25 protein-coding genes, 1 tRNA gene and 1 pseudogene are annotated in these 25,306 nt (G+C 66.6%); 23 read left to right on the forward strand and 4 right to left on the reverse strand.

The features are described 5' to 3' along the window. Positions 1-207: 207 nt before the first annotated feature. The gene (locus ACILR9_RS28080) at positions 208-3,111 is read right to left on the reverse strand and encodes a DUF4114 domain-containing protein (RefSeq protein WP_395713282.1); all 2,904 of its coding nucleotides are present in this window, start codon (positions 3,109-3,111) and stop codon (positions 208-210) included. A gap of 113 nt (positions 3,112-3,224) precedes the next feature. Between ACILR9_RS28080 and ACILR9_RS28085 the strand changes: the two genes are divergently transcribed. Beyond that, positions 3,225-3,503 carry an acylphosphatase gene (locus ACILR9_RS28085; protein WP_395713283.1) on the forward strand — a complete coding sequence of 93 codons (279 nt, stop codon included), beginning with the start codon at positions 3,225-3,227 and terminating at the stop codon, positions 3,501-3,503. On the opposite strand, the gene lipB is transcribed toward ACILR9_RS28085, so the two are convergent. Next, on the reverse strand, positions 3,481-4,170 hold the full coding sequence (gene lipB / locus ACILR9_RS28090) for a lipoyl(octanoyl) transferase LipB (RefSeq protein WP_395713284.1): 690 nt from the start codon (positions 4,168-4,170) through the stop codon (positions 3,481-3,483). The genes ACILR9_RS28085 and lipB overlap by 23 nt on opposite strands. A 113-nt stretch (positions 4,171-4,283) precedes the next feature. Between lipB and ACILR9_RS28095 the strand changes: the two genes are divergently transcribed. The 10 genes from ACILR9_RS28095 to ACILR9_RS28140 all read left to right on the forward strand — a co-directional run bounded on the left by ACILR9_RS28095 (position 4,284) and on the right by ACILR9_RS28140 (position 13,692). Continuing rightward, positions 4,284-4,368 (forward strand) — tRNA-Leu (locus tag ACILR9_RS28095). Positions 4,369-4,475: 107 nt separating this feature from the next. Next, complete coding sequence (locus ACILR9_RS28100; RefSeq protein WP_395713285.1) at positions 4,476-6,758, forward strand: NADP-dependent malic enzyme; 2,283 nt, start codon at positions 4,476-4,478, stop codon at positions 6,756-6,758. Beyond that, positions 6,755-8,116: a magnesium transporter gene (mgtE, locus tag ACILR9_RS28105; RefSeq protein ID WP_395713286.1), complete on the forward strand. Its 1,362-nt coding sequence runs from the start codon at positions 6,755-6,757 to the stop codon at positions 8,114-8,116. The genes ACILR9_RS28100 and mgtE overlap by 4 nt, the downstream gene beginning before the upstream one ends. 34 nt (positions 8,117-8,150) lie before the next feature. Beyond that, a complete protein-coding gene (locus tag ACILR9_RS28110) occupies positions 8,151-8,414 on the forward strand; it encodes a hypothetical protein (protein ID WP_395713287.1) in 264 nt (87 codons plus the stop codon). Between the two features lie 54 nt (positions 8,415-8,468). Next, complete coding sequence (locus ACILR9_RS28115; RefSeq protein WP_395713288.1) at positions 8,469-8,909, forward strand: hypothetical protein; 441 nt, start codon at positions 8,469-8,471, stop codon at positions 8,907-8,909. 31 nt (positions 8,910-8,940) lie between these two features. Further along, positions 8,941-10,113 carry an isovaleryl-CoA dehydrogenase gene (locus ACILR9_RS28120; protein WP_395713289.1) on the forward strand — a complete coding sequence of 391 codons (1,173 nt, stop codon included), beginning with the start codon at positions 8,941-8,943 and terminating at the stop codon, positions 10,111-10,113. 52 nt (positions 10,114-10,165) lie between these two features. Then, entirely contained in the window at positions 10,166-10,771 is a 606-nt protein-coding gene (locus ACILR9_RS28125; RefSeq protein WP_395713290.1) for a TetR/AcrR family transcriptional regulator, read from the forward strand. A gap of 227 nt (positions 10,772-10,998) precedes the next feature. Continuing rightward, positions 10,999-12,534 carry an acyl-CoA synthetase gene (locus tag ACILR9_RS28130; protein ID WP_395713291.1) on the forward strand — a complete coding sequence of 512 codons (1,536 nt, stop codon included), beginning with the start codon at positions 10,999-11,001 and terminating at the stop codon, positions 12,532-12,534. 8 nt (positions 12,535-12,542) lie between these two features. Continuing rightward, on the forward strand, positions 12,543-13,214 hold the full coding sequence (locus ACILR9_RS28135) for a sulfite oxidase-like oxidoreductase (protein WP_395713292.1): 672 nt from the start codon (positions 12,543-12,545) through the stop codon (positions 13,212-13,214). A 1-nt stretch (position 13,215) separates the two neighbouring features. Next, positions 13,216-13,692, forward strand: coding sequence for a glutathione peroxidase (locus ACILR9_RS28140; protein WP_395713293.1), 477 nt, complete (start codon positions 13,216-13,218; stop codon positions 13,690-13,692). A 103-nt stretch (positions 13,693-13,795) separates the two neighbouring features. Here ACILR9_RS28140 and ACILR9_RS28145 read toward each other — a convergent pair whose 3' ends face one another. Next, positions 13,796-14,479, reverse strand: coding sequence for a uracil-DNA glycosylase (locus ACILR9_RS28145; protein ID WP_395713294.1), 684 nt, complete (start codon positions 14,477-14,479; stop codon positions 13,796-13,798). A gap of 14 nt (positions 14,480-14,493) precedes the next feature. Then, on the reverse strand, positions 14,494-15,132 hold the full coding sequence (locus ACILR9_RS28150; RefSeq protein ID WP_395713295.1) for an NYN domain-containing protein: 639 nt from the start codon (positions 15,130-15,132) through the stop codon (positions 14,494-14,496). A 111-nt stretch (positions 15,133-15,243) separates the two neighbouring features. On the opposite strand from ACILR9_RS28150, the gene folK reads away from it, so the two are divergent. The 12 genes and pseudogenes from folK to ACILR9_RS28210 all read left to right on the forward strand — a co-directional run. Beyond that, positions 15,244-15,789, forward strand: a complete 546-nt coding sequence (gene folK, locus ACILR9_RS28155) for a 2-amino-4-hydroxy-6-hydroxymethyldihydropteridine diphosphokinase (protein ID WP_395713296.1) — start codon at positions 15,244-15,246, stop codon at positions 15,787-15,789. A gap of 62 nt (positions 15,790-15,851) precedes the next feature. Continuing rightward, positions 15,852-16,214: a DNA-directed RNA polymerase subunit omega gene (rpoZ, locus tag ACILR9_RS28160; protein ID WP_395713297.1), complete on the forward strand. Its 363-nt coding sequence runs from the start codon at positions 15,852-15,854 to the stop codon at positions 16,212-16,214. A gap of 105 nt (positions 16,215-16,319) precedes the next feature. Continuing rightward, positions 16,320-18,500, forward strand: a complete 2,181-nt coding sequence (locus tag ACILR9_RS28165) for a RelA/SpoT family protein (protein WP_395713298.1) — start codon at positions 16,320-16,322, stop codon at positions 18,498-18,500. Between the two features lie 32 nt (positions 18,501-18,532). Then, positions 18,533-19,288, forward strand: coding sequence for a pyridoxine 5'-phosphate synthase (locus tag ACILR9_RS28170; protein ID WP_395713299.1), 756 nt, complete (start codon positions 18,533-18,535; stop codon positions 19,286-19,288). Next, on the forward strand, positions 19,285-19,686 hold the full coding sequence (acpS, locus tag ACILR9_RS28175; protein WP_395713300.1) for a holo-ACP synthase: 402 nt from the start codon (positions 19,285-19,287) through the stop codon (positions 19,684-19,686). The genes ACILR9_RS28170 and acpS overlap by 4 nt, the downstream gene beginning before the upstream one ends. Positions 19,687-19,984: 298 nt before the next feature. Then, positions 19,985-20,806, forward strand: a complete 822-nt coding sequence (lepB, locus tag ACILR9_RS28180; RefSeq protein ID WP_395713301.1) for a signal peptidase I — start codon at positions 19,985-19,987, stop codon at positions 20,804-20,806. Next, on the forward strand, positions 20,758-21,498 hold the full coding sequence (rnc, locus tag ACILR9_RS28185; protein WP_395713302.1) for a ribonuclease III: 741 nt from the start codon (positions 20,758-20,760) through the stop codon (positions 21,496-21,498). Before lepB ends, rnc begins: the two co-directional genes overlap by 49 nt. Continuing rightward, complete coding sequence (era, locus tag ACILR9_RS28190) at positions 21,495-22,415, forward strand: GTPase Era (protein WP_395713303.1); 921 nt, start codon at positions 21,495-21,497, stop codon at positions 22,413-22,415. The genes rnc and era overlap by 4 nt, the downstream gene beginning before the upstream one ends. A gap of 143 nt (positions 22,416-22,558) precedes the next feature. After that, the gene (hpnA, locus tag ACILR9_RS28195; RefSeq protein WP_395713304.1) at positions 22,559-23,572 is read left to right on the forward strand and encodes a hopanoid-associated sugar epimerase; all 1,014 of its coding nucleotides are present in this window, start codon (positions 22,559-22,561) and stop codon (positions 23,570-23,572) included. Beyond that, positions 23,569-24,102 carry a glycosyltransferase gene (locus tag ACILR9_RS28200; protein ID WP_395713305.1) on the forward strand — a complete coding sequence of 178 codons (534 nt, stop codon included), beginning with the start codon at positions 23,569-23,571 and terminating at the stop codon, positions 24,100-24,102. Before hpnA ends, ACILR9_RS28200 begins: the two co-directional genes overlap by 4 nt. A gap of 65 nt (positions 24,103-24,167) precedes the next feature. Beyond that, positions 24,168-24,281 (forward strand): annotated as a pseudogene (locus tag ACILR9_RS28205) (glycosyl transferase family 2); the annotation flags it as partial. A gap of 703 nt (positions 24,282-24,984) precedes the next feature. Then, on the forward strand, positions 24,985-25,306 hold a 322-nt coding region (locus tag ACILR9_RS28210; RefSeq protein WP_395713308.1), incomplete at its 3' end, for a squalene/phytoene synthase family protein.

Genomic DNA, 25,306 nt, shown 5'->3' on the forward strand with positions numbered 1-25,306 from the left:
CCGTTTTGTCGTTCTGAGCGTAGCGAAGGACCTCATTGCCGTTAGCCGCAAGTGTGAGCAAGGAAAGGTCCCTCGCCACGCTCGGGATGACAGTATTGTTGTCGTCCCGAGCGCGGCGAGGGACCTTCTTTTCAAAGCCGCTCCGCACAGCGACACCTAAAAAATCACAAACTGTCAGGATGACAATGGGCGTGGTGGCGAGCCCAGCTACACCGTCCAGCCGTGGCCCGAGGCGCTCGTAAAGTCCACGCCGATGACCATGTCGTTGAAGTCGCGGTCGCCGCCGTCGAACTTGTCCTCGAAGCCCCATGTGTTGAGATCGTAGTTCCACAGGTGGCCGACGTGGTTGCCGTCCTTGCCCACCTCGTTGGCGTCGGCGAAGCTCCAGAAGACGTTGCCGGTGGACTGGTTGGTGAGCTTCATGGCGATCAAGTCGCCGGCGTCGACGTGATCGATCAGGACCTGGTTGTAGTTGCCGTAGCCCGGCCCGCCAATCGCGCTGTCGCCGTCGATTGTCTTGTAGGCACGCGTCGCTGCTGCCGCGGCGTATCCCGCATCACCCGGATGGAGGCTGCCGATCGTGCCGGTGAGGTCGTCGACGCGAAACAGCGTCAGGGAAAGCTTGTCCACGCCGTTTTGCCTGATGCGCACCACGGCGAGCTGGTCGTCTTGTCCGCCCGCCGTTTGCGCCACCGCCACGTCGCGCGCCACGTGTACCGTGCTGCCGCTCGAGAGGTCGGTAAAATCGACGAAGCCGAAATCGTTGGTGAGGCCGACCTGCGGCGTCGTCGTCGCGGCGCCACCGATCTTGACCGCGAAGGCATTGCCGCCGGCTGCCAGGACGGGCGTCAGTGCGCCTTGCGCATGTTGGTCGAACAAACGCACCAACGCAGAATCGAAGTCCGCTTGCAGTGACTGCTGCGCGAACTGGCTCGTCCAGGCGAAGTGCGATGTCGCATCGCTCGTCGTCTTGAAGTCGTGGCTTCCAGTCGTCACGGTTACGGTCGTCGCGACGCTCGAGATCGTCTGCACCAGCAGGCTCTGAGTGGCGCCCGTCGTCCATCCGCCCGAGCCGTTGCTCTCGAGCACGGCGGGATCGTCGGCGTACGAGGTCTGGGCGTGTGCGATCGCCGACAATGTGCGTGTCAGGATGGTGCCGTTCGGCGAGCCGAGGCCCGTGGTGAGATCGTAGCTCGGGCCCGCATTGTAGCCAAGCCCGGTGAGGGAGATGAACGTGCCGTCACTGTTGATGTCGCCGCCGTACTGATAGGACGACGTGTTGTTGCCGAGCTCGATGTCGTTGAAGGAGGCGGGCGCGATGGCCGCGGCGGTGTAGAGAAGATCATTGGCATAGCCGAGATTGGGCAAGCCCTGATCGTTGAACACGGCGTCGATCTGCGCCGCCAGCGAGGCCCACAGAGGTGTCGAGGCGCTGGTGCCGTCGTAGTACCCGAGGTCAGCGTGCGAGCCCGGCGCCATCGTCGATGGCGGCCCGTAGGACATCATGTTGCCGCCGGCGTTGGCCGCGACATCGGGAGCGCCACGACCGGTTCCGCCGCCGGGATTGACCGTGGTCGGCGTGAGGCCGAAAGCGGTCTGGTACGACGGCGTTGGCCTTGTGATGTCGACGCCGCCGTTGCTCGCGCCGAAATTTCCGATGACGCCCGGATCCATGGTGGTGCCGTCGATGGCATAGATGTTCCAGACCGCCTCAAGGAACAGGTTTTCGCCGGCATCGGGACCGGCCGCCTTGGTTGGCAAGGTCGCCAGGCCACCTTCGATCAACCGCCACAAGGTCGACAGATTGCCGTCCAGCGCCTGACCATAGAGCGACTGGAGCGGCGCCGACGGATTGTAGACCGACGGGTCGTGCGGTGCCGTCTCCATGGTGGTGACCGACGTGCCGCCCACCAGCACGATGTAGGGCGAGGAGTGCGTGATGTTCTGATGGGCTAGCCCGGTGGGGAAATTGTAGCTCGATCCCCAGTCGTTGTTGGCGGCGAACACGGTGATGTTGCGCAGCGCCGCGTCGATGAAGAGCTCGTCCACGGCGCGGCGGAACGGCGAATCCGGTGCGGTCTGCTGAAAGATGTCGAACGAGGAGGAGACGACGCCGGGATTGTTGACTTGGTCCCAGAACGACGCCTGGTAGGCGGTGAAGGCATTCGAGTTGGCGTTGTTGCCGGTGCCGGAGCCGCCGTACAGACCGATCGTGCTGCCCGGCGCGGCCGAGGCGACGACGCCGATGTCGAGCGATCGTTCGAGGCTATTGCCGTCGTCGTAATTCAGCCCGTTGTTGGCGACGCTGTAATACGTGCCGGATCCGTGCCCGGCCAGGGATCGGAAGCTGTCGAGGCCTTGCTGAAAGGTGTATTTCACGTTCGGCGGCAGGGCATCGCCGATCTCCGGTTCGACCAGGCCGAGCGTCTCGGTCGGCACGTCCTTGCCGGCCAGCGGGAACTTGTAGAACCACTGGGCCATGTCGCCGGTGAAGTCCTTGGAGAAGCCGTTCTGCGATAAACCGTTGCCGATGCTTTGCAGGCCCTGCGGCAGGAGGGCCGGCTGTCCGCCCAGATCGCTTGTTGCCGGATAGGTTCCCCAGATCGGCTGAGCGTCGAGCCAGATGCCGGTCGCCTTGATGGTGTCCGGAAGCGACAGCTCGTCGTGCCAGTATTGAAGGTCCGGGTAGACGCCATACAACGTCTGGTCGAACAGGGTCGTGAACTGGGTGGGCGAAAGTTGGACCCAGATGGTTCGCGATTCGGCCGACGTGATATAGCCACCGCTGCCTTGGGCATCGCCCAGCACGGTAATCCCGAGATGCTGCAGCTCGGCGAGAGCGGCGGTGTAGTCGTTCTGGTTGGCGCCGTAGGTCGTCCACAGCGTGCCGCTGCTCTCGAGCTCGGCCAGGGTCGCCTGGCGCGTCGCCCAATCGCTGCTCAGCAGCGCGGATGGATCGTTGGCGCGCGGCAGAATCAGCGCGACGTTGAGCGTCATCGTGCTGAGGGTCGGCGGGTTGAGGTTGTAGGCTCCCTCAGGCGTCGTCGCCAGGGTTGTCTGATAGCTGGTGAGATCGAGATAGGTCGAGTTCGGTAGCGTGGTCCTGGACATGCCGGCGAGTCTAAGCTGACGCCTGCTGCGACGGCTACTGCCGGCGTGCAATCAACTGCACAATCTGCGTCGACGATGCGAAGAAGAAGAGACTGCTGCAGAATGCCTATCGCATGAAGATCGTTCGTGTTGTCGTGACGGGCAGAGTCCAGGGCGTCGGCTATCGCGACTGGACGCAGGCGGTGGCGCGCCAGCTCGGGCTCAGTGGATGGGTGCGCAATCGGGTCGACGACTCCGTCGAAGCGGTGTTCGCCGGCGAGGCGGCGACGGTCGACAGGATGGTCGCGGCGTGCCGGCGCGGCCCGTCGCTGGCACGGGTCGACACGGTCGAGGTGCTGCCGGCCGAGGCGGCGGATATCCCCGACGGGTTTACGCGGCGGCCGACGGCCTGAGCGTTCGCGAGGCGCCGAACACCTCATCGAACGTCGCCGCCAGCGCCGCGTCGAGATCGGCAAGAGTCACCGGCAGGCCGAGATCGACCAGCGAGGTCACTCCATGCTCAGCTATGCCGCACGGCACGATGCCGGCGTAGTGTGAGAGGTCGGGTTCGACATTGATCGACAGGCCATGGAACGACACCCAGTGGCGAATGCGCACGCCGATCGCCGCGATCTTGTCCTCGCGCGGCTGGCCGTTGGCGAGGTGGGGCTTGTCGGGCCGTCCCACCCAGACGCCGACCCGGCCAGCGCGCCGCTCCGCCGTCACGGCGAAGCGGGCGAGAGTGCGGATGGCCCATTCCTCCAGGTCGAAGACGAAGCGCCGCACGTCCTGCCGGCGCGCCCTGAGATCCAGCATCACGTAGACCACACGCTGGCCGGGACCGTGATAGGTGTACTGCCCACCTCGCCCCGTCGCGTGAACCGGAAAGCGCATCGGCTCCAGCAGGTCCTGCGGCTTGGCGCTGGTGCCAGCCGTGTAGAGCGGCGGGTGCTCCAGCAGCCAGATCAGCTCGCCGGCGCGGCCGGCGCGGATGTCGGCCACCCGGGTCTCCATGGCGGCCAGGGCCTCCGAATAGGGGACGGCGCCGTCGGACAGGCGCCATTCCGGCCGGTCCATCATTCGGGTTGATCCATGACGGCAAAATCGGGGCTGTCGAGGCCATGTGCAATAGGGCGCGCAGTCGCCTTGCCACTGCGGGACCTATTTGGTATCCCCCGCCGCATCGATCCGGCGCGGCCATGGCGGAATTGGTAGACGCGCTAGCTTGAGGTGCTAGTGCCGCGAGGCGTGGAAGTTCGAGTCTTCTTGGCCGCACCAACTCGCCGGTTCGATCGAAAAGGGTGATCCTATTGCCGCCTTCGGGCGGCCCCTTTTTTTGATGGGATCGATGGGCCCTTCTTGTCGGGGCAGGAGTGGAGGCCGGCGTGGCGGACGAATTGACCGAAAGCGCGCTGCGCTACCACCGCCTGCCGCGTCCCGGAAAGACCGAGGTCGTTCCGACCAAGCCGCTGGCTACCCAGCGCGATCTTTCGCTCGCCTATTCGCCCGGCGTGGCGGCGGCCTGCAACGAGATCGTGCGCGATCCGGCCACGGCCGCCGAGCTGACTGGCCGCGCCAACCTGGTGGCGGTGGTGACCAACGGCACCGCGGTGCTGGGGCTCGGCGCCATCGGCCCGCTTGCTGCCAAGCCGGTGATGGAGGGCAAGGGCGTCCTGTTCAAGAAATTCGCCGGCATCGACGTGTTCGATCTCGAGCTCAACCAGGACGACCAGGAGAAGCTGGTCGAGATCGTGGCGGCGCTCGAGCCGACCTTCGGCGGCATCAACCTCGAGGACATCAAGGCGCCCGAGTGCTTCTACGTCGAGCAGAAGCTGCGCGAGCGCATGTCGATCCCGGTGTTCCACGACGACCAGCACGGCACGGCGATCATCGTCGGCGCGGCGGTGCTGAACGGGTTGTCGCTGGTGGCCAAGGACATCGACAAGGTCAAGCTCGTGGTGTCTGGCGCCGGCGCGGCCGCCCTGTCGTGCCTCGGTGTGCTCGAGAAGCTCGGCCTGCCGCGCGCCAACATGTGGGTCACCGACATCGCCGGCGTCGTGTGGAAGGGCCGCAACGAGCTGATGGACCCGTGGAAGGAGCGCTACGCCCGCGACACGACAGCACGCACCCTGGGCGAGGTGATCTGCGGCGCCGACATCTTCCTCGGCCTGTCGGCGGCAGGCGTGCTGAAGAAGCCGATGGTGGCCGAGATGGCGAGCAGGCCGCTGATCTTCGCCCTCGCCAACCCCAATCCCGAGATCACGCCGGAAGACGTGGCCGAGGTGCGCGACGACGCCATCATGGCGACCGGCCGCAGCGACTATCCCAACCAGGTCAACAACGTCCTGTGCTTCCCGTACATCTTCCGCGGCGCGCTCGACGTCGGGGCCAAGACGATCAACGACGAGATGAAGATCGCCTGCGTTCGCGCGATCGCGGCCCTGGCGCGCAAGGAGCCGTCCGAGGTGGTGGCGCGTGCGTTCGGCGAGCAGGCGGGCGGCTTCGGTCCCAGCCAGATCATCCCCAAGCCGTTCGATCCGCGCCTGATCGTCGAGCTCGCGCCGGCGGTCGCCAAGGCTGCCATGGATTCGGGCGTGGCGACGCGCCCGATCGCCGACTTTGACGCCTACCGCCAGCAGCTCAGCCAGTTCGTGTTCAAATCGGGCCTGATCATGCGGCCGGTGTTCGAGCAGGCGCGCAGCACGCCCAAGCGGGTGATCTTCAGCGCCGGCGAGGATGACCGTGTCCTGCGCGCCGTGCAGATCGTCCTCGACGAGGGCGTCGCCCGCCCGATGCTGATCGGCCGGCCCGACATCGTCCGGCGCCGCGCCGAGCGCCTGGGGCTCGGCTTTCGCCCCGGGGTCGATGCCGAGCTGATCGATCCGTCGAACGATCCGCGCTACGACCGCTATTGGAGCGCCTACCATCAGCTCATGGAGCGGCGCGGCGTCACCGAGCCGACGGCGCGCAACCTCGTGCGCTCCAGCCCGACCCTGATCGCCGCCCTGGCGGTGCGGCTGGGCGATGCCGATGCGATGATCGCCGGCGCCTATGGCCGGTTCCGCACGCACTTCAACCATGTGCGCGACGTCATCGGCACGCGCGAGGGCGTGAAGAATATGGCGGCGCTCAGCCTGCTGGTCATGCCGACCAAGTCGCTGTTCATCGCCGACACCTACGTCAACGACGATCCCGATCCCGAGACCCTGGTCAACATCACCCTGCTGGCGGCCGACGAGGTGCTGCGCTTCGGCATCCAGCCCAAGGTGGCGCTGCTGTCGCATTCGAGCTTCGGCAGCTCCGATCATCCCTCGGCGCGCAAGATGGCGCAGGCCGTCAAGATGCTGCATGAGCGCGCGCCGGCCCTCGAGGTCGACGGCGAGATGCACGGCGACGCCGCGCTCGATCCGGAAATCCGCAGCAGCGTGTTCCCGCGCTCGCGCCTCAAGGACGCCGCCAACCTGGTGGTCTGTCCGTCGCTCGACGCTGCCAATATCGGCTTCAACCTCTTGAAAAATGCCGCCGACGGCCTGCATATCGGCCCGATGCTGCTCGGCACGGCGCTGCCGGCCCACGTCCTCACGCCGTCGGTGACCGCCCGCGGCATCCTGAACATGACGGCGCTCGCCGTCGTCGAGGCCCAGCGCCTGGCCGAGGCGCGGGGATGAGCGGCGACGCGGAGATCCTCGACGAAGTCCCGCCGGAGCTGATCCGGCGCGTCGAGGCCGCGCTCGCCGAAGATCGTCCCGAAGAAGTCAGGAGCCTGCTGGGCGAGCTCAGCGCCAGCGGCCAGGCATTCGTCCTAGAGCAGCTCACCGAGCCCGAACGCGACAAGCTGGTCGGCATCCTGAAGCGCGACCTCGACCCCGAGGCGCTGACGGAGCTTGACGAGGAGGTGCTCGAGGACGTCCTGGAGCAGCTCGACAGCAAGGACATCGCGGCGGCGGCCCACGAGCTGGAAGCCGACGATGCGGCCCAGATCCTCGAGGATCTGCCCGAGGACGAGCGCCGCGAGGTGCTGGCCGAGCTGCCGCCCGACGAGCGCGCCGACATCGAGAGCACGCTGGCCTATCCCGAGGGCACCGCCGGCCGCCTGATGCAGCGCTCGCTCGTCAAGGTGCCGGACGGCTGGACGGTCGGCCAGGTGATCGACCATTGCCGCGAAGCGACCGACCTGCCGGACGACGTCTATGACATCTTCGTGGTCGATGCCACCGGCCGCCTGCAGGGCTCGGTGCCGCTCGGCCGCATGCTGCGCACCAAACGGCCGGTACCGATCCGCGACATCGTCGATCCCGACATCCCCTCGGTGCCCGCGCTGGCCGAGCAGGCCGAGGTCGCTCATCTGTTCCGCGACATGAACCTGGTGTCCTGCCCGGTCGTCGATGCGGGCGGCCGGCTCGCCGGCGTGATCATGGTCGACGATGTGGTCGATGTGATCGACGAGGAGGCCGAGGCCGACCTCCTCAAGATGGGCGGCGTGGGCATCGATGACATGCACGCAAGCCCGGTGCGCACCGCCCGCCTGCGCGCGCTGTGGCTGACTGTCAATCTCGCCACGGCGGTGCTTGCATCCCTGGTCATCGGCCAGTTCGAGCACTCGATCGAGAAGATCGTGGCGCTTGCCGTGCTGATGCCCATCGTGGCGTCGATGGGCGGCAATGCCGGCACGCAGACCGTCACGGTGGCGGTACGCGCCCTGGCGATGGGCGAGCTGACGGCTGCCAACGCCCTTCGCTTCGTCGCCAAGGAGGCTGCGGTCGGCGGCCTCAACGGCCTGGTGTTCGCCCTGCTGATGGGGGCAGCCGTGGTCGCCTGGTATGGCGACTGGCGGCTCGGCGCGGTGATCGGCGCCGCGATGATCTGCAATCTGCTCGCCGCCGCCCTGGCCGGCACGCTGATCCCGCTCGGCCTGCAGAAGTTCGGCATCGATCCCGCCGTCTCGTCGACGGTGTTCCTGACCACCGTCACCGATGTGATCGGCTTCCTGGCCTTCCTGGGATTGGCGACGGCGTTCTTGTTGTAGGCGCCTCATGTCTTCGTCGGGAGCGCCCCCCTCCGTGGCGCTCTTCTTGGTGATCACGAAGCCCATGATCGCCACGGAGGGGCGCGCTGCCGGCACGTGCACCGATCGGGCACGCCGCTACGCCGAGCTGCCGCCGCAAGCCTTCGCCTTCACCAAGCGCGAGTTGCGGTCGCGTCCGCTCGAGCGCATTGCCGCCGCCCGCGTGGGCCGGGCCGAGCCGCGACTTGCGGCCTGGCTGGGCGAGGAGACAAAGCGCGCCGCAGCGGCCGCGGTCCGACGAACCGTTCTGCAGGCATGATCGGCTTCGCATCGGCCACGCCCGCGGCTATCTTGGCCGCGGGGAGGTGCCGTGATGTCCGCGATTGCTCGTCTGGTCTGCACATTCGCTTTGATTCTGGTTGCCGCGGCCGCGCAGGCGCAGAACAAGGTTCCCGGGGAGCGTGCCCTCGAGGCGCTCGTCAAATCCTCATTGCTGACGTTCAACGACGCCAACGTCACCAACAATTACACCGTCCTGCATGCCAAGCTGTCTCAGCCTTTCCGCATCAAGTACCCACCGGAGAAGCTGGCCGAGACGTTCAAGGTGTTTCGCGACAAGCGCATCGACTTCGACATCATTGCAGCGCTGAAACCGGTCTACGATCCGGCGCCCAAGGTCGACGATGACGGCAAGCTGCTCGTCGAGGGCCACTTCGACCCGGAGCACGCCCGCGTCGCCTTCGAGCTCGACTTCATACCGTCCGACGGCGAGTGGAAGCTGATCCGGCTCAACGTCAAGGTCAATCCCAGGTGATCTCAACCCATCCAACTGACAAGACAGGCCCATGATCCGCAATGCGATGCAGCCCTTCGACTTCGGTCTGGGCGAGACTGCCGATACCCTGCGCGACCAGGTCGAGCGCTTCGCCTCGGCCGAGGTGGCGCCGATCGCCGCCGAGCTCGACAAGACCGACCGCTTCCCGCGCGAGCTGTGGCCGCGCATGGGCGATCTCGGCCTGCACGGCATCACCGTCGAAGAGGAATATGGCGGCGCCGGGCTCGGCTACCTCGAGCACGTCATCGCCGTCGAGGAGCTGAGTCGCGCCTCGGCGGCCGTCGGCCTGTCCTACGGCGCCCATTCCAACCTATGCGTCAACCAGATCCGCCGCAACGGCAGCGACGAGCAGAAAAGGCGCTTCCTGCCCAAGCTGATCTCCGGCGAGCATGTCGGCAGCCTGGCGATGAGCGAGTCGGGCGCGGGCTCGGACGTGGTGTCGATGAAGCTCAGAGCCGACAGGAAGGGCGACCGCTACGTGCTGAACGGCACCAAGATGTGGATCACCAACAGCCCCGACGCCCAGGTGATCGTGGTCTATGCCAAGACCGATCCCGCCGCGGGCCCGCGCGGCATCACCGCCTTCATCGTCGAGACGGACCGCAAAGGCTTCAAGGTGGCGCAGAAGCTCGATAAGATGGGCATGCGCGGCTCGTCGACCGGCGAGCTGGTGTTCGAGGATTGCGAGATCCCGGCCGAGAACGTGCTGGGGGCGGTCGGGCGCGGCGTCAACGTGCTGATGAGCGGCCTCGACTACGAGCGCGCCGTCCTGGCGGCGGGGCCGCTCGGCATCATGCAGTCGGCCATGGATATCGTGGTTCCCTACGTCCACGAGCGCCGCCAGTTCGGCCAGGCGATCGGCGAATTCCAGCTGGTGCAGGGCAAGCTGGCCGACATGTACACGACCATGAACGCCTGCAAGGCCTACGTCTATTCCGTAGCCAAGGCGTGCGATCGCGGCCAGACCACGCGCAAGGATTCGGCCGGCGCCATCCTCTACGCGGCCGAGAAGGCGACCTTGGTGGCGCTCGACGCCATCCAGCTGCTGGGCGGCAACGGCTACATCAACGACTATCCGACCGGCCGCCTGTTGCGCGATGCCAAGCTCTACGAGATCGGCGCCGGCACCAGCGAGATCCGCCGCATGCTGATCGGCCGCGAACTGTTTGCCGAAAGCGCCTGACGGTTGACCGCGCGATCGGCTTTTCGTACACAGTGTGTACGAAAAGCCGATCATGCCGCGTTACCTCACTGACCAGGATATCGCCGACTTCCGCGCCGAGCTGTGCCGGGTCGCGACCGAGCGATTCGCCCGCTACGGCTATGACGGCGTCACCATGCGCCAGCTCGCCGAGGCGCTCGGCTGCAGCCCAAAGACGCCGTACCGCTACTTCAAGGACAAGGCCGATATCCTGTCGACGGTGCGCGCCCAGGCATTCGCCAGGTTCGCCGAGACGCTCGAGGCTGCGGCGGCGACCGCGACGAACCCGATCGATCGGATGCGCCGGGTCGGCGGCGCCTACATGCGGTTTGCCGCCGAGCATCCGCATGCCTATCGCATCATGTTCGAGATCGATCAGCCGATCGATGGCAGCAACGCCGACTTGGTACGCGAGAGCGATCGCGCGCATCGCCTGATCACCAGCCGATCGGAGGAGCTGGCGGCGGCAGGCCTGATCGACGTCGATCCCCAGCTCTTCGGGTGGTCGCTTTGGGCCGCGTCCCACGGCGTCGTGATGTTGCAGAAGGCGGGCATGCTGAAGCACGGCCCCGACCAGCGCACACTCGGCGAGTTCCTCGGCATGACGATGTTTAGAGGCGCGGCCAAGGTCAAGAAGTGACATCTTGCCGGGAGCGCAATCCTTCTCGTTCTCCTCCCCAGCTTCGCTGGGGAGGTGTCCGCGTAGTCGCGGACGAAGGGGTCATGAGTCATCCATTGAGGCTCATGACCCCTCCGTCGCGTATGACGCGACACCTCCCCAGCTTCGCTGGGGAGGAAAATGAGAAGAGTGGCGCGCTCCCGGCCATGAAGAAAATCATCGACGAGCGTGCGTAGGGAGTGAATGCCATGACAGCTGGAGTGATCGCCGGCGAACGGTTTCGCAGTTGGGCCGACATCCAGGCCAACGCCGCGCGGGCGGCCGGCGGATTCAAGGCGCTCGGGTTGGGCGAGGACGACAGCGTTGCCCTGATGCTGCGCAACGACTTCGCGACGTTCGAGGCCAACATGGCGGCAGGCCAGCTCGGCGCCTATGCCGTGCCGATCAACTGGCATTTCACGCCCGAGGAGGCAGGCTACATCCTGACCGACAGCGCCGCCAAGGTGCTGGTGGTTCACAGCGATCTGCTGACGCAGATCGCGGCGGGCGTGCCGGCCGGCGTCAAGGTCCTGGTCGTGCCGACGCCCGACGAGATCGTCGCCGCCTATTCCGTCCCCGAGGACAAGCGGCGTGCTCCAGACGGTGTCGAGACGTGGGACGCCTTCGTCGCGCGCAGCGCGCCCAACACCGAGCCGGCCAAGGCCTCGCGCGGCAGCATGATCTACACCTCGGGCACGACGGGTCGGCCCAAGGGCGTGCGCCGTCAGCCGTCATCCCCTGAGCTGCAGGCGGCGGCGACGCAGGAGATCGGCCGCTACTGGGGCCTCGTCCCCGATGCCTCGATCGTCGTGCTGATGAACGGGCCGATGTATCACTCCGCGCCGGCCGGCTATGGCATGACCGCCGCCCGCCTCGGGCTCTCCATCGTCCTGCAGCCGCGTTTCGACGCCGAGGACATGCTGCGGCTGATCGCCCGCCATGGCATCACGCACATGCACATCGTGCCGACCATGTTCGTGCGCCTGCTGCGACTGCCCGACGACGTGAAACAGCGATACGACATCTCGTCGCTGCGCTGGATCACCCATGGCGCGGCGCCGTGCGCTCCGGCGGTCAAGCGCCAGATGATCGACTGGTGGGGGCCGGTGGTCACCGAGTATTACGGCGCCACCGAGACCGGGGTCGTCGTGTGGCATGATTCGGCGGATGCCTTGCGCAAGCCCGGCACGGTGGGACGCGTCGTCGACGGCGCGCTGCTGCGCATCGTCGACGAGAGCGGCAACGACGTGAAGCAGGGCGAGGTCGGCGAGATCTACGTGCGCGGCCCGAATTTCTCGGAGTTCACCTACAACAACGACGCCGTCAAGCGGCGCGAGGTCGCCCTCGGTGACCTGGTGACGGTGGGCGACATCGGCTACCAGGACGCCGACGGCTACGTCTTCCTGTGCGATCGCAAGCGCGACATGATCATCTCGGGCGGCGTCAACATCTACCCGGCCGAGATCGAATCGGCGCTGATCCAGATGCCGGGCGTGCGCGACTGCGCGGTCTTCGGCATTCCCGACGACGAGTTCGGCGAGCAGATCTGCGCCTATGTCGAGCCTCTGGCCGGCGAAACCCTCGATGCCGGCCACGTCCGCGCCTGGCTGGCCGAGCACGTGGCGCGCTACAAGGTGCCCAAGCTGATCGAATTCAGCGCTGCCCTGCCGCGCGAGGATTCGGGCAAGATATTCAAGCGCAAGCTCCGCGCCCCATATTGGGAGAAGGCGGGCCGCAGCATCTGAAGGAAGCCATGTCCGACGACGTCACCCTGTTCGGCAAGCTCAAGACCAAGCTGATCGGGAGCAAGGAGAAATGGGCCGAGGACGGCCGGCTGCTTACCGGCGAGACCGCGACGCCGGGCCAGCGGCTGCCGCCGGGGCAGCGCCAGGTCGAGACTTGGCCGGTGCTCGATCTCGGCATCCAGCCCGACATTCCGACGCATGCCTGGCGCCTGTTCGTCGACGGGGCGGTCGAGCAGCCGACGACGTTCAAGTGGGCCGAATTCACCGACCTGCCGAAGATCAGGCTGATGACCGACATCCACTGCGTCACCGCGTGGTCGCGCTACGACAATGCGTGGGAAGGGGTGATGGCGCGCGACTTGATGGCCGCCGTCAAGCCCAGGGCCGAGGCCCAGCACGTGATCTTCCATGCCTACGACACCTATACGACCAGCGTGCCGCTCGCCGATTTCTCAGGCGACGACGTGCTGCTGGCCTGGAGCTGGAACGGCGAGCCGATCAGCCGCGAGCACGGCGGGCCGCTGCGCGTGGTGATCCCCAGGCTCTATTTCTGGAAGAGCGCCAAGTGGATCAAGCGCATCGAGCTCTCGGTGTTCGACAAGCCGGGCTTCTGGGAAGTGCGCGGCTATCACAATTACGGCGATCCGTGGCGCGAGCAACGCTACGACGAGGAGACCTGACATGGCGTCGGCACACGATTTCACTTTCACCACCATCGACAACAAGCCGCTCGACATGAAGGCATTCGCCGGCAAGGCGGTGCTGGTGGTCAATGTCGCATCCTATTGCGGGTTCACGCCGCAATACACCGACCTGCAGAAGCTGCACGAAACCTACGGGCCCAAGGGCCTCGTGGTGCTGGGCGTGCCGTCGAACGATTTCGGCGCCCAGGAGCCCAGGACCGAGCCCGAGATCGCCAAGTTCTGCGAGACCATGTATGGCGTCGCCTTCCCGCTGACGTCGAAGCAGAAGGTGATCGGTCCCGATGCCCATGCGCTGTTCCGCTGGATCGCCCAGGAGGCGGGCGAGGATGCGGCGCCGCGCTGGAATTTCCACAAGTACCTGATCGGCAAGGACGGCACCCTGCAGGGTGCCTGGCCGAGCCGCGTGCGACCCGGCTCCGCCGAGATCACCGACGCGATCAAGCACGCGCTGTGAGAGCCTGACATTTCGATGCCGGCGTCCTCGACCGGGCGATGAGGAAAGGTCCCTCGCTGCGCTCGGGATGACAACGATACTGTCGCCAGCGACAACAATACTGTCATCCCGAGCGCAGCGAGGGACCTTTCCTTTCATCGACGTTCAACGCCCCACGCACAGCGGCGAACACGGCATGGAACATCTCCGTCGTGAGGCGGCCGGTGTTGGTGTTGTAGCGCGAGCAGTGATAGCTGTCGGCAAGCGTGAGATCGGTGGGCAGGCGATGCAGCCGGCCGTGGGTGAACGGATAGCTGCCGACGGGCCGGACGGTGAGGGCGCGCAATACTTGGTCGTGGGCGCCCTTGCCCAGAGCGACGATGACCTCGAGCTTCGGCATCACCGCCAGCTCGGCCTGCAGGAAGGGCCGGCAGTTGGTGAACTCGGCGGGCACCGGCTTGTTCTCCGGCGGCAGGCAGCGCACCGCGTTGGCGATCCGGCAATCCATCAGGTGCAGACCGTCATTCGGGTCGGCCCGATAGATGCCTTGCGCAAAACCAAACTCGAGCAGCGTCGAATAGAGCAGGTCACCGGCATAGTCGCCGGTGAACGGGCGACCGGTGCGGTTGGCGCCGCGCATGCCCGGCGCAAGGCCGACGATCAGCAGACGGGCGTCGAGGTTCCCGAACGACCGGACGGGCGCGTTGCTCCAGTCCGGGTATTGCGACTGCAGCTCGCGTCGGAACGACACCAGCCTCGGGCACAGCGGGCAGTCGAGCGGGGGCTCGTCGAAACGCGTTGCGGCCACGGCGGTGGCCGCCCTCAGGCGGAGCGTGCCTGCGCTTCAGGCGGGCCGTCGTCGGCCTCGCCAAACTGATCGCGCGCCGCGTACGCCGCCGCGCCTGCCGGACGCGCCGGGCGTTCGGACGGCATGCGGGCGATGAGCGGCGCGAGCTCGCTCAGCTCGATGAAGTCGTCGGCCTGCCGCCGCAGCTCGTCGGCCACCATGGGCGGCGAAGACTTGATCGTGCTGACCACCGAGACCCGCAGGCCCTTGCGCTGCACCGCCTCGACCAGCCGGCGGAAATCGCCGTCACCGGAGAACAGGATCACGTGGTCGAGGTGTTCGGCCATCTCCAGCACGTCGATGGCCAGCTCGATGTCCATGTTGCCCTTGATCTTGCGGCGCCCCATGGCATCAGTGAATTCCTTGGTCGGCTTGGTGACCATGGTGTAGCCGTTGTAGTCCAGCCAATCGATCAGCGGCCGGATCGGCGAGTATTCCTGGTCCTCGATCAGGGCCGTGTAGTAGTAGGCGCGGACCAATCGGCCCTTCTCGCGAAACACCTTCAGCAGGCGGCGATAGTCGATGTCGAATCCCAGGGACCGGGCGGCCGAGTAAAGATTGGCACCGTCGATAAACAGACCGACGCGCTCGCTGTCGTAAAAATTGCCTTTCATCATCACTATCCCTTGAGAATTATAATTGCACTCAGGAAGCAGAATTATTTGGGATTGGCGTGTCGTACCTCGCGGCTTTGCCGATCGATGTCAAGTGTAAGGCGCTCCCGATTGAACCACAAGGGATTGTGGGTAATGCAGAGAATGAAGGAACGATCATACCCGATCTTGATTGCCCTGGGCGGCAATCTCGACCATCCCCGCTTCGGCTCGCCGCGGCAGGTTCTAGAGTCGGCTTTGGCCGAGCTCGCCCGCCGCGGCATCCGCGCGGTCCGTGTGTCGCCGTGGTACCGGACGGCGCCGGTCCCCCCGTCGGATCAGCCCTGGTATGTCAACGCCGTCGCCGAGGTCGAAACCGAGCTGTCGGCCGACCGCTTGCTGGCCTGCCTCCACGAGGTCGAAGCGGTGTTCGGCCGGGCCCGCTCGACGCCCAACGCGGCACGGATCATCGACCTGGATTTGCTCGATTTTCGCGGCGAGACGGCGCCTGGAGGGCCGGGCCGGGCCTCCCTGCCGCACCCCCGGATGACGGGCCGCGCCTTCGTCCTGCGGCCGCTCGCCGACCTCGAACCCCAATGGCGGCACCCGGTGAGCGGGGTGTCGATACAGGAGCTGCTTGCGGCATTGCCTGCCGATCAGCCGATCGAGCGGATGTGAGTATCTTGCCTTTTGGGCCAGGGCGCGTATAACCGCCGGCTCCCGGACATTCAGAGGTCGCCATGGCCCGCGTTACCGTCGAAGACTGCATCGTGCAGGTGCCCAATCGTTTCGAGCTCGTGATGTTCGCCGCGCAGCGGGCGCGCGACATCTCGGCCGGTGCGCAGATCACGCTCGACCGCGACCGCGACAAGAATCCCGTCGTGGCGCTGCGCGAGATCGCCGAGACCAAGCTCGATCAGGGCATGCTGAAGGACTCGCTGATCTCGGGCATGCAGAAGCATGCCGACATCGACAAGCCGGAAGAGGTCAACGAGATGGCCGAGCTCGAGCAGGAGCTCGCCGCCGCGTTGGCCCAGGGCGGCGCCGAGGCGGCGCAGCCCAAGGCCCTGCCGATGGCCGAGGAAGACGACGTCGCGGAGTAGCGCGCAGCGCGCTGCAGCCCGCGCTGGCAGCAGCCGGTTCTGCCAATCCCGCTGCGCAAACATCGTGGAGAAGGCGCGATCGTCCCCATATAATGGATGATCGCCATGATTCGTCAGTTTGAGCTCGTCGAGCGCGTGCAGTCCTACCATCCGGAGGCGGACGAGGACACGCTGAACCGCGCCTATGTCTTTGGCCTGAAGAAGCACGGTACCCAGCTCCGGGCTTCAGGTGACCCCTACTTTTCTCATCCCGTCGAGGTCGCCGGCATCCTCGCCGAGATGAGGCTCGATACCGACTCGATCGTCACCGGCCTGCTGCACGACACGCTCGAGGATACCGACGCCACGCGCGAGGAGATCGCCCGACTGTTTGGCGAGAACGTCGCCCGGCTGGTCGATGGCGTCACCAAGCTGTCGCGCCTGGAGGTTCAGTCCGAGAGCACCAAGGAAGCCGAGAACCTGCGCAAGCTGGTGCTCGCCATGTCGTCGGACATCCGCGTTCTGCTGGTGAAGCTCGCCGACCGTCTGCACAACATGCGGACCCTGCACCACATCAAGGATCCGGCCCGGCGCAAACGCATCGCGCGCGAGACCATGGACCTCTATGCGCCGCTCGCCTCACGCATCGGCATGGAGAAGATCAAGCGCGAGCTCGAGGAGCTGGCCTTCGCCGAGCTCAATCCCGACGGCCGCGCCTCGGTGCTGGCCCGGCAGGGCTATCTGCGCGAGCAGGGCGAACGGCTGGTGCCCCAGATCGAGATCGAGCTCGCCAAGACCCTCGTCGATGGCGGCCTGCCGGCCCAGGTGTCGGGGCGGGAAAAGACGCCCTATTCGATCTGGCGCAAGATGCAGACCAAGAACGTATCGTTCGAGCAGCTCGCCGACATCATGGCCTTCCGTATCATCGTCGACGACGTCGCCCAATGCTACCAGGCGCTCGGTCTGCTGCACGGCCGCTACCAGGTGCTGCCGCAGCGCTTCAAGGACTACATCTCGGTGCCCAAGCCGAACGGATACCGCTCGCTGCATACCGGCGTGATCGGCCCGTTCGGCCAGCGCATCGAGATCCAGATCCGCACCGCCGAGATGCAGGACCAGGCCGAGCGCGGCGTGGCGGCCCACTGGATCTACAAGCAGGGCGGGCCGTCGACCGACGCGCCGCAGTACGCCTGGCTGCGCAGCCTGATGGAGATCCTCGACAAGGCGCCCAATGCCGAGGAGTTCCTCGAGCACACCAAGCTCGAGATGTTCCAGGACCAGGTGTTCTGCTTCACGCCCAAGGGCAAGCTGATCGCCCTGCCGCGCGGCGCCACCCCGATCGACTTTGCCTATGCCGTGCACAGCCAGGTCGGTGACACCTGCGTCGGCTCGAAGATCAACGGCCGGATGCTGCCGCTGCGCACCCAGCTCGCCAACGGCGACCAGGTCGAGATCATCACGTCGAAGGCGCAGACGCCGTCGCCGACCTGGGAGCGCTTCGTCGTCACCGGCAAAGCCAAGGCGGCGATCCGGCGCTTCATCCGCCTGCGCCAGCGCGAGCAGTACATCCAGCTCGGCCGCTCGCTGCTCGACAAGGCCTTCCACGAGGAGGGCTACGAGCCGACCGACAAGGGCCTCGAAGGCGTCCGCGCCAACTTCAAGCACGCCACCACCGACGACCTCGTGGCCGCCGTCGGCGAGGGTCTCATCGGCGCGCGCGAAGTGCTGATGGCGGTCTATCCCGGGCTCAAGCAGGGCCGCAAGGCGGGCGGCGCCGACGTGGTGCCGATCTCGCGGGCGCGCACCAAGGCCGGCAAGCCGGTCGATGTCGGGCGCGGCAAGACGAGCAGCGGCGAGATCGCCATCCGCGGCCTGATCCCGGGCATGGCGGTGCATTTTGCCCGCTGCTGCCATCCGCTCCCCGGCGATCGCATCGTCGGCATCATCACCACGGGAAAAGGCGTCACCATCCACACCATCGATTGCGCGACCCTGGAAAGCTTTTCCGAGGCGTCCGAGCGCTGGATCGATGTCGGATGGGATTCGGTCAAGGAAGGCGCGACGGGAACCTATACCGGCCGTCTCAAGGTCACCGTGGCCAACCAGCCGGGCAGCCTGTCGAGCCTGTCGACGGTGATCGCGCGCAACCACGGCAACATCTCGAACCTCCGAATCACCAACCGGTCGATGGACTTCTTCGACATGGTGATCGACGTCGAGGTCACCGACGTCAAGCATCTGGCCGACATCGCCGCGGCGTTGCGCGCCTCGCCTGCAATCAACGCCGTCGAGCGGGCGCGCAATTGACCGCTCGCGTCCTCTCACCTCGAAAGTAGCCTATGCCTGGGTCCAACCACTTGCGTCTTGGTGTCAACATCGATCACGTGGCCACGGTGCGCAACGCGCGCGGTGGACGACTGCCCGATCCGTTGCGCGCGGCCCGGCTAGCCGCCGCCGCCGGCGCCGACGGCATCACGGCTCATCTCCGTGAAGACCGCCGCCACATCGTCGATGCCGACATCGAAGGCCTGATGGCCGAGCTCAAGATCCCGCTCAATTTCGAGATGGCGGCGACCGAGGAGATGGTCGCGATCGCCCTGCGCCACCGCCCGCATGCCGCCTGCATCGTGCCCGAGAAGCGCGAGGAGCGGACGACGGAAGGCGGGCTCGATGCGGCCGGGCAGCACAACCATCTGCGGCCGATGGTCAGCCGCCTGCGCGACGCCGGCATCCGGGTCTCCCTGTTCATCGAGGCCGATCCGCGGCAGCTCGAGGCGGCCGTGGCCCTCGGGGCGCCCGTGGTCGAGCTCCACACCGGGCGCTACTGCGAGCTGGAAGGCGACGCGCAGCGGGCCGAGCTTGGCCGCCTGCAGAAGGCAGCCGCCCAGTGTGCCAAGCTCGGCCTGGAATGCCATGCCGGCCATGGGCTGAGCTACGCCGACGTCGGACCGGTTGCAGCCATTCCTGAGGTGCGCGAGCTCAATATCGGCCATTTCCTGGTCGGCGAGGCGATCTTCGTCGGCTTCGAGCAGGTGATCCGCGAGATGCGGCGGGTCATGGATGCGGCGCGGGCCGGCAGCGGGGCAGTCAAGTGATCCTGGGAATCGGCAACGATCTCACCGACATCAGGCGTATCGAGAAGTCGCTGGACCGGTTCGGCGACCGATTTGTGCAACGGATCTTCACAGAGACTGAACAGAAGCGGTCGGAGGGCCGGGCGACGCGAGCGGCGAGCTATGCGAAGCGGTTTGCCGCCAAGGAGGCCTGCGCCAAGGCGCTCGGAACGGGCCTTCGGCGGGGCGTCTTCTGGCGTGACATGGGGGTCGTCAACATGCGCGGCGGCAAGCCGACGATGGCCCTGACCGGCGGCGCTTTGGCGCGCCTGCAGGAGCTGACGCCAGCCGGAATGTCGCCGCAAATCGACCTGAGCTTGACCGACGAATACCCGATGGCGCAGGCTTTCGTGATCATTTCCGCGGTTTCGGCGACATGACGGCTATGTGCAATCCCGCCCTCGTCACCGCATATGGGCGCGCTTTTCATTCTCCTCCCCAGCGAAGCTGGGGAGGTGCCCCCGTAATCGGGGGCGGAGGGGTCATAGGCCGCCGTCCCGCTGCTCATGACCCCTCCGTCGCCGTAAGACGGCGACACCTCCCCAGCGAAGCTGGGGAGGAGAAAGCGCCCATATGCGAATGCCCTGCGGTTACGGGGGAGGGACCTGGGACACCAGGGGCAAGAGACAGCGGGTTCTTACCCTGCTATAGGCGCGGCTCGTTTAAACTGGGATAGCGATGACGGACGTGGCTGAACGTCGAAAGCGGGGACAGGAGAAGGCCGGCGGCTGGGGCGAGACCGTCCGCACCGTCGTCTATGCGGTGCTCATCGCACTGGTTGTGCGCACCTTCGCCATCGAGCCCTTCAATATTCCCAGCGGTTCGATGATCCCGACCTTGCTGGTCGGCGACTATCTGTTCGTTTCGAAGTATTCGTATGGATACAGCAAGCATTCGTTCCCGTTCTCGATGGGACTGTTCTCCGGCCGCATCTTCGGCCAGCCGCCGGAGCGCGGCGACGTCGCGGTGTTCAAATATCCCGGTGATCAGGGGCAGGGAATCAACCGGACCGACTACATCAAGCGCATCGTCGGCATGCCGGGCGATCGCATCCAGGTGACCAACGGCGTGCTGCACATCAATGGCACGCCGGTCCAGCGCACGCGCATCGGCGAGTATTCCAAGGGCAATGGCCTCTATCCCAGAGGAACCCTCTACCGCGAGACCTTGCCGAACGGGCGCAGCTACACGGTGCTCGAGTACAGCGATGCCGGACCCGCAGACAACACGCCCGAGTTCCTCGTCCCGGCGAACAACTACTTCGTCATGGGCGACAACCGTGACGATTCGCTGGACAGCCGAACGCGCCTGATGCTGCGCGATTTCTCCGGGTCGGCGCGCGACCGCGACCAGCTTGGCTGGTACGTGCCGTCTGAAAACCTGGTCGGGCGCGCCGAGTTCATCTTCTTTTCGCACGATCCGTCGGCGGCGGGCTGGCTGGAGCCATGGAAATGGCCAGAGGCCATTCGGTTCAATCGCTTCTTCATGGCGATCCACTGAGCGAGATCGACGTCGACTTCGACGCGTTGACCGGCAGGCTGGGGCATGCCTTTGCACGGCGCGAGCTGGCCGTCGAGGCGCTGACGCATCGCGGCGCGCTCGACCGCCGGCCCGACCTCAAGGCAGCCTTCCCCTACGGCAACGAGCGCCTGGAGTTCCTCGGGGATCGCGTGCTGTCGCTCGCCATGGCCGATCTGCTGCTGCGCCGCTTTCCCGACGAGGCGGAAGGCAAGCTGGCGCGGCGCCACGCTGCGCTGGTGAGCACCCGCGCCCTGGATGAGATCGTGCATGCGAACGGTCTCAATGATCATCTGATTGCCTACCGCGGCGCGCCGCCGGCGACTCCGGCGCTTCTCGCCGACATGATGGAGGCGCTGCTCGGGGCAATCTTCGTCGACGCGGGCTTTGCCGCGGCCGCGGCGACCGTCGAGCGACTGTGGGGAGAGCGGCTGGGCAGTCACAATCCCGCCCCGCGTCCCCCCAAAATGCAGTTGCAGGAATGGGCGCAGGCGCGCGGCCTCGCGCTGCCGGTCTACCGCCAGGTCGGCCGCGAAGGCACCGAGCATGAGCCGATGTTCCTGGTCGAGGTCCGCGTCGGCGCCATTCAGCCTGTACAGGGCAGGGGCCGAACCAAGCGTGACGCGGAGAGCGAGGCGGCACGTCTGCTCATCGAGGGGCTCGGCCAGTCGTGAGCGGGCCGCGGACCCGCGCCGGCTTCGCCGCCATCGTCGGCGCGCCCAATGCCGGAAAATCGACCTTGGTCAACGCGATGGTGGGCTCCAAGGTGAGCATCGTCTCGCCCAAGGTGCAGACCACGCGCATGCGGGTGATCGGCATCGCCATGGTCGACCTCGCCGAGGGAAGCCGTGCCCAGGTCGTCCTCGTCGACACCCCGGGGATCTTCCGCATCGCTAAGCGGCGCCTCGAGCGGGCCATGGTCGCCGCCGCCTGGCAAGGCGCCGACGATGCCGACATCGTAGCCCTGGTGGTCGATGCCGAGCGCGGCATCGGGCCGGAGACCGAGGCGATCATCGAGCGGCTGAAGGATCAGCGCGCGCCGCGCTTTCTGATCCTGAACAAGATCGACTTGGTGGCGCGTGAGAAGCTGCTGGCACTGACGGCCCGGTTGAACGAGCATTTGCCATTCGAGCGCACCTTCATGGTGAGCGCCCTGCGCCAGGACGGTGTCGCCGACGTCCTGACGGCCTTGGCCACGGCGCTGCCCGAGGGACCTTTCCTTTATCCCGAGGACCAGGCGGCGGATCTGCCGATGCGGCTGCTGGCGGCCGAGGTGACGCGCGAGCAGGTCTTCCTGCAGCTCCACCAGGAGCTGCCCTACGAAGCGGCCGTCGAAACCGACAAATGGGAGGATCGGCCCGACGGCAGCACCCGCATCGAGCAGACGATCCACGTGCAGCGGGAAGGCCAGCGCGCCATCGTCCTCGGCAAGGGCGGCGCCCGCATCAAGCAGATCGGCGCGCGCGCCCGCCATGAGCTCAACCAGATACTGGAACGCCCCGTGCATCTCTTCCTGCACGTCAAGGTCAGCGAACGCTGGGCCGACGATCCCGCCCACTACCGCTCGATCGGGTTGGATTACGAGACGTAACCAACTGCTTTCTCGTGGCGCGCCATTCATTTTCCTCCCCAGCGAAGCTGGGGAGGAGAATGAATCGAGCGCCTCCCGGAATTTGCGAATTCACCCGATATCGTCATACTTTAGGCCTCTTCGCGGCGCCGAAGGTACCTGTCATGAGTGTTTCCTTGCGGCCGGGCGATTTGACCCTCGTCACCGGCGGATCTGGTTTTTTGGGATCAGCCGTCGTGCGCGCCCTTGTCGAACGGGGCGTGCGCGTGCGCGCGCTCGTTCGCCCAACCAGTCCGCGCGACAACTTTGCCGGTCTCGACTGCGAGGTGGTCGTCGGCGATCTTACCGACCGAGAGTCGCTGAAGGCCGCGCTGAAGGATGCGCGATACCTGTTCCATGTCGCCGCCGACTATCGCCTGTGGGCCCGCGACCCTTCCGAGATCGTCCGCGCCAATGTCGAAGGAACGGTGAACCTCAAGCGCGAGGCGCTGGCCGCCGGCGTCGAACGCATCGTCTACACCAGCAGTGTCGCCGCACTGCGCGTCGCCGGCGCCACGGTGCCGGTCGACGAGACGGCCGCACTCTCGCCGCACGAGGCGATCGGCGCCTACAAGCGCAGCAAGACCATGGCCGAGCGCGCCGTCGAGGAGATGATCCTGCGCGACGGATTGCCGGCGATCATCGTCAACCCCACGACCCCCATCGGACCACGGGACATTCGGCCGACGCCGACCGGCCGCATCCTGCTCGACGCGGCGCGCGGCAGGATTCCGGCGTTCGTCGATACGGGGTTGAATTTCGCCCATGTCGACGACGTCGCCGCCGGCCATCTGCTGGCTTTCGAACGGGGCCGCATCGGTGAGCGCTACATCCTCGGCGGCGAGAACCTCACCCTGCAGCAGCTGCTCGCGACGATCGCCGGCCTGGCTGGCCGCAAGGCGCCGCGGATCAGGCTGCCGCGAGCGCCGCTGCTGCCGCTGGCCTTCGCCGCCGAGGTGGCTGCGCGCGTGACCGGCAAGGAACCGTTGCTGACGCGCGACGGCCTGCGGATGTCGAAGCACCACATGTTCTTCACCTCGGCGAAGGCCGAACGCGAGCTCGGCTATCGCAGCCGGCCATACCAGGAAGGTGTCGCCGACGCGCTGGCGTGGTTCCGTACCGCCGGCTACCTGACATGAGCTCGTGGACTGTCATCGGTCTCCTCGCGCTGGCGATCTGGGTGTACCTGCTCGTCGCCCGAGGTGGATTCTGGCTGGCGCGGGAACGCGACGACGGCGTGTTCGCCGCGCCGGCGCGCTGGCCGTCCGTGGTGGCGGTCGTTCCCGCCCGCAACGAGGCCGACGTGATCGCGCGATCGATCGGCAGCCTGCTGCGGCAGGACTATGCCGGGCCATTTCGCGTCGTGCTGGTCGACGATGGCAGCAGCGACGGCACGGCCGCCGTCGCGAAGGCCCTCGACGACGGTCGACGCCTCGATGTCGTTTCCGGCAGCGCGCTGCCGGCCGGATGGACCGGCAAGCTGTGGGCCCTGGAGCAGGGTATCCGGCATGCCAATGCCCACGGCGACGCCGTCGATTACTTCCTGCTGACCGATGCCGATATCGGCCACACCCCGGCTCGAGCTGATCGCGCCACACCCCGACAATCTCGGCAAGCTGGATCGCGCGCGCCGCTCATGCGTGCCGAGCACGACGGTGGGTCTCGCTGATGGCGGCCTCCTGCGTGAGCTGGGCCGAGCGGTTCCTCATTCCGGCCTTCGTCTACTTGTTCCAGATGCTCTATCCGTTCGCCTGGGTCGCGCGACGGGACCGCAGGACGGCCGCTGCCGCCGGCGGATGCACCCTGGTGCGGCGCGACGCGCTCGAGCGCGCCGGCGGGATTGCAGCGATCAGGTCGGAGATCATCGACGACTGCGCACTGGCGCGTCGCCTGAAGGGGCAGGGGGCGATCTGGCTCGGCTTGACGCGGCGCGCCACCAGCCTGCGGCCCTACGGCGGCTTCCGGGAGATCGGGCGCATGATCTCGCGCTCGGCCTACGCCCAGCTGGGTTACTCGCCGCTCGCTCTCGCCGGCACTATTGCCGGAATGACCCTGGTCTATCTGGTGCCGTCCCTGCTTGCGCTGCTGCACGATGGACCGGCGCGCTGGCTGGGATTGTGCGCCTGGCTGGTGATGGCGCTCACCTTCCATCCGATGGCACCTGCGTTTCTGCCAGCCGGTCGCCGCTCTGGGGCTTGGCGCTGCCCGCCATCGGTGCTGCCTATGCCTTCTTCACGGTGCAGTCGGCTATCGACTGCTGGCGTGGCCGCGGCGGCTTGTGGAAAGGACGCGCCCAGGCGATGGCGGGTGACGCATGACCGAGTCCGCCGTCGCCCCGGCTCCGGCAAGGACACCGGGACGAAATTTCCGGTGGCCTGCGCCCGGCTCGGCACGCGCCGGCCTGCCGCCCGGCAATCCTCGCTGTCGGCGCGCGCGCCTGCCGACGACCCGCCGACATACCACGGCCAGTGCCGAGCAGAAGCTTGCAGCTCGATCGCTGGAAGCGCGGGATTGCGCGACGAAGCCGGCCTCGGCGATGAAGGGGTGAAAGATCTGCGATCGGTCTTGCAGGCAAGGGTCTTCCGACGAGCACGCGCACGACCTTCTCCGAAGCCTTCCGGCAGAACGTCGCAAGCGGCGCTACGCCGACTGGTCCGAGCTCATGGACTATTGCCGCTTCTCCGCTGCACCGGTCGGCCGCTTCGTGCTCGATCTGCACGGCGAGTCGGATGTCCTGTGGCCGCTCAACGATGCGCTGTGCTCGGCGCTGCAGGTGATCAACCATCTGCAGGATTGTGCCAAGGATTACCGCAGCCTCGACCGTGTCTACGTTCCCGTCGATCGCCTGGCTGCCGAAGGACTCGACGTCGACT

Source organism: Reyranella sp. (assembly GCF_044224635.1).
GTDB lineage: Bacteria > Pseudomonadota > Alphaproteobacteria > Reyranellales > Reyranellaceae > Reyranella.

Bases quoted from the DNA above. Each gene is read 5' to 3' on its own strand.
- ACILR9_RS28080 (WP_395713282.1), bottom strand. From the start codon at position 3,111: ATGTCCAGGACCACGCTACCGAACTCGACCTATCTCGATCTCACCAGC.
- ACILR9_RS28085 (WP_395713283.1), top strand. From the start codon at position 3,225: ATGAAGATCGTTCGTGTTGTCGTGACGGGCAGAGTCCAGGGCGTCGGC.
- lipB (WP_395713284.1), bottom strand. From the start codon at position 4,170: ATGATGGACCGGCCGGAATGGCGCCTGTCCGACGGCGCCGTCCCCTAT.
- mgtE (WP_395713286.1), top strand. From the start codon at position 6,755: ATGAGCGGCGACGCGGAGATCCTCGACGAAGTCCCGCCGGAGCTGATC.
- ACILR9_RS28115 (WP_395713288.1), top strand. From the start codon at position 8,469: ATGTCCGCGATTGCTCGTCTGGTCTGCACATTCGCTTTGATTCTGGTT.
- ACILR9_RS28120 (WP_395713289.1), top strand. From the start codon at position 8,941: ATGATCCGCAATGCGATGCAGCCCTTCGACTTCGGTCTGGGCGAGACT.
- ACILR9_RS28125 (WP_395713290.1), top strand. From the start codon at position 10,166: ATGCCGCGTTACCTCACTGACCAGGATATCGCCGACTTCCGCGCCGAG.
- ACILR9_RS28130 (WP_395713291.1), top strand. From the start codon at position 10,999: ATGACAGCTGGAGTGATCGCCGGCGAACGGTTTCGCAGTTGGGCCGAC.
- ACILR9_RS28135 (WP_395713292.1), top strand. From the start codon at position 12,543: ATGTCCGACGACGTCACCCTGTTCGGCAAGCTCAAGACCAAGCTGATC.
- ACILR9_RS28140 (WP_395713293.1), top strand. From the start codon at position 13,216: ATGGCGTCGGCACACGATTTCACTTTCACCACCATCGACAACAAGCCG.
- ACILR9_RS28150 (WP_395713295.1), bottom strand. From the start codon at position 15,132: ATGAAAGGCAATTTTTACGACAGCGAGCGCGTCGGTCTGTTTATCGAC.
- rpoZ (WP_395713297.1), top strand. From the start codon at position 15,852: ATGGCCCGCGTTACCGTCGAAGACTGCATCGTGCAGGTGCCCAATCGT.
- ACILR9_RS28165 (WP_395713298.1), top strand. From the start codon at position 16,320: ATGATTCGTCAGTTTGAGCTCGTCGAGCGCGTGCAGTCCTACCATCCG.
- ACILR9_RS28170 (WP_395713299.1), top strand. From the start codon at position 18,533: ATGCCTGGGTCCAACCACTTGCGTCTTGGTGTCAACATCGATCACGTG.
- lepB (WP_395713301.1), top strand. From the start codon at position 19,985: ATGACGGACGTGGCTGAACGTCGAAAGCGGGGACAGGAGAAGGCCGGC.
- rnc (WP_395713302.1), top strand. From the start codon at position 20,758: ATGGCCAGAGGCCATTCGGTTCAATCGCTTCTTCATGGCGATCCACTG.
- hpnA (WP_395713304.1), top strand. From the start codon at position 22,559: ATGAGTGTTTCCTTGCGGCCGGGCGATTTGACCCTCGTCACCGGCGGA.
- ACILR9_RS28200 (WP_395713305.1), top strand. From the start codon at position 23,569: ATGAGCTCGTGGACTGTCATCGGTCTCCTCGCGCTGGCGATCTGGGTG.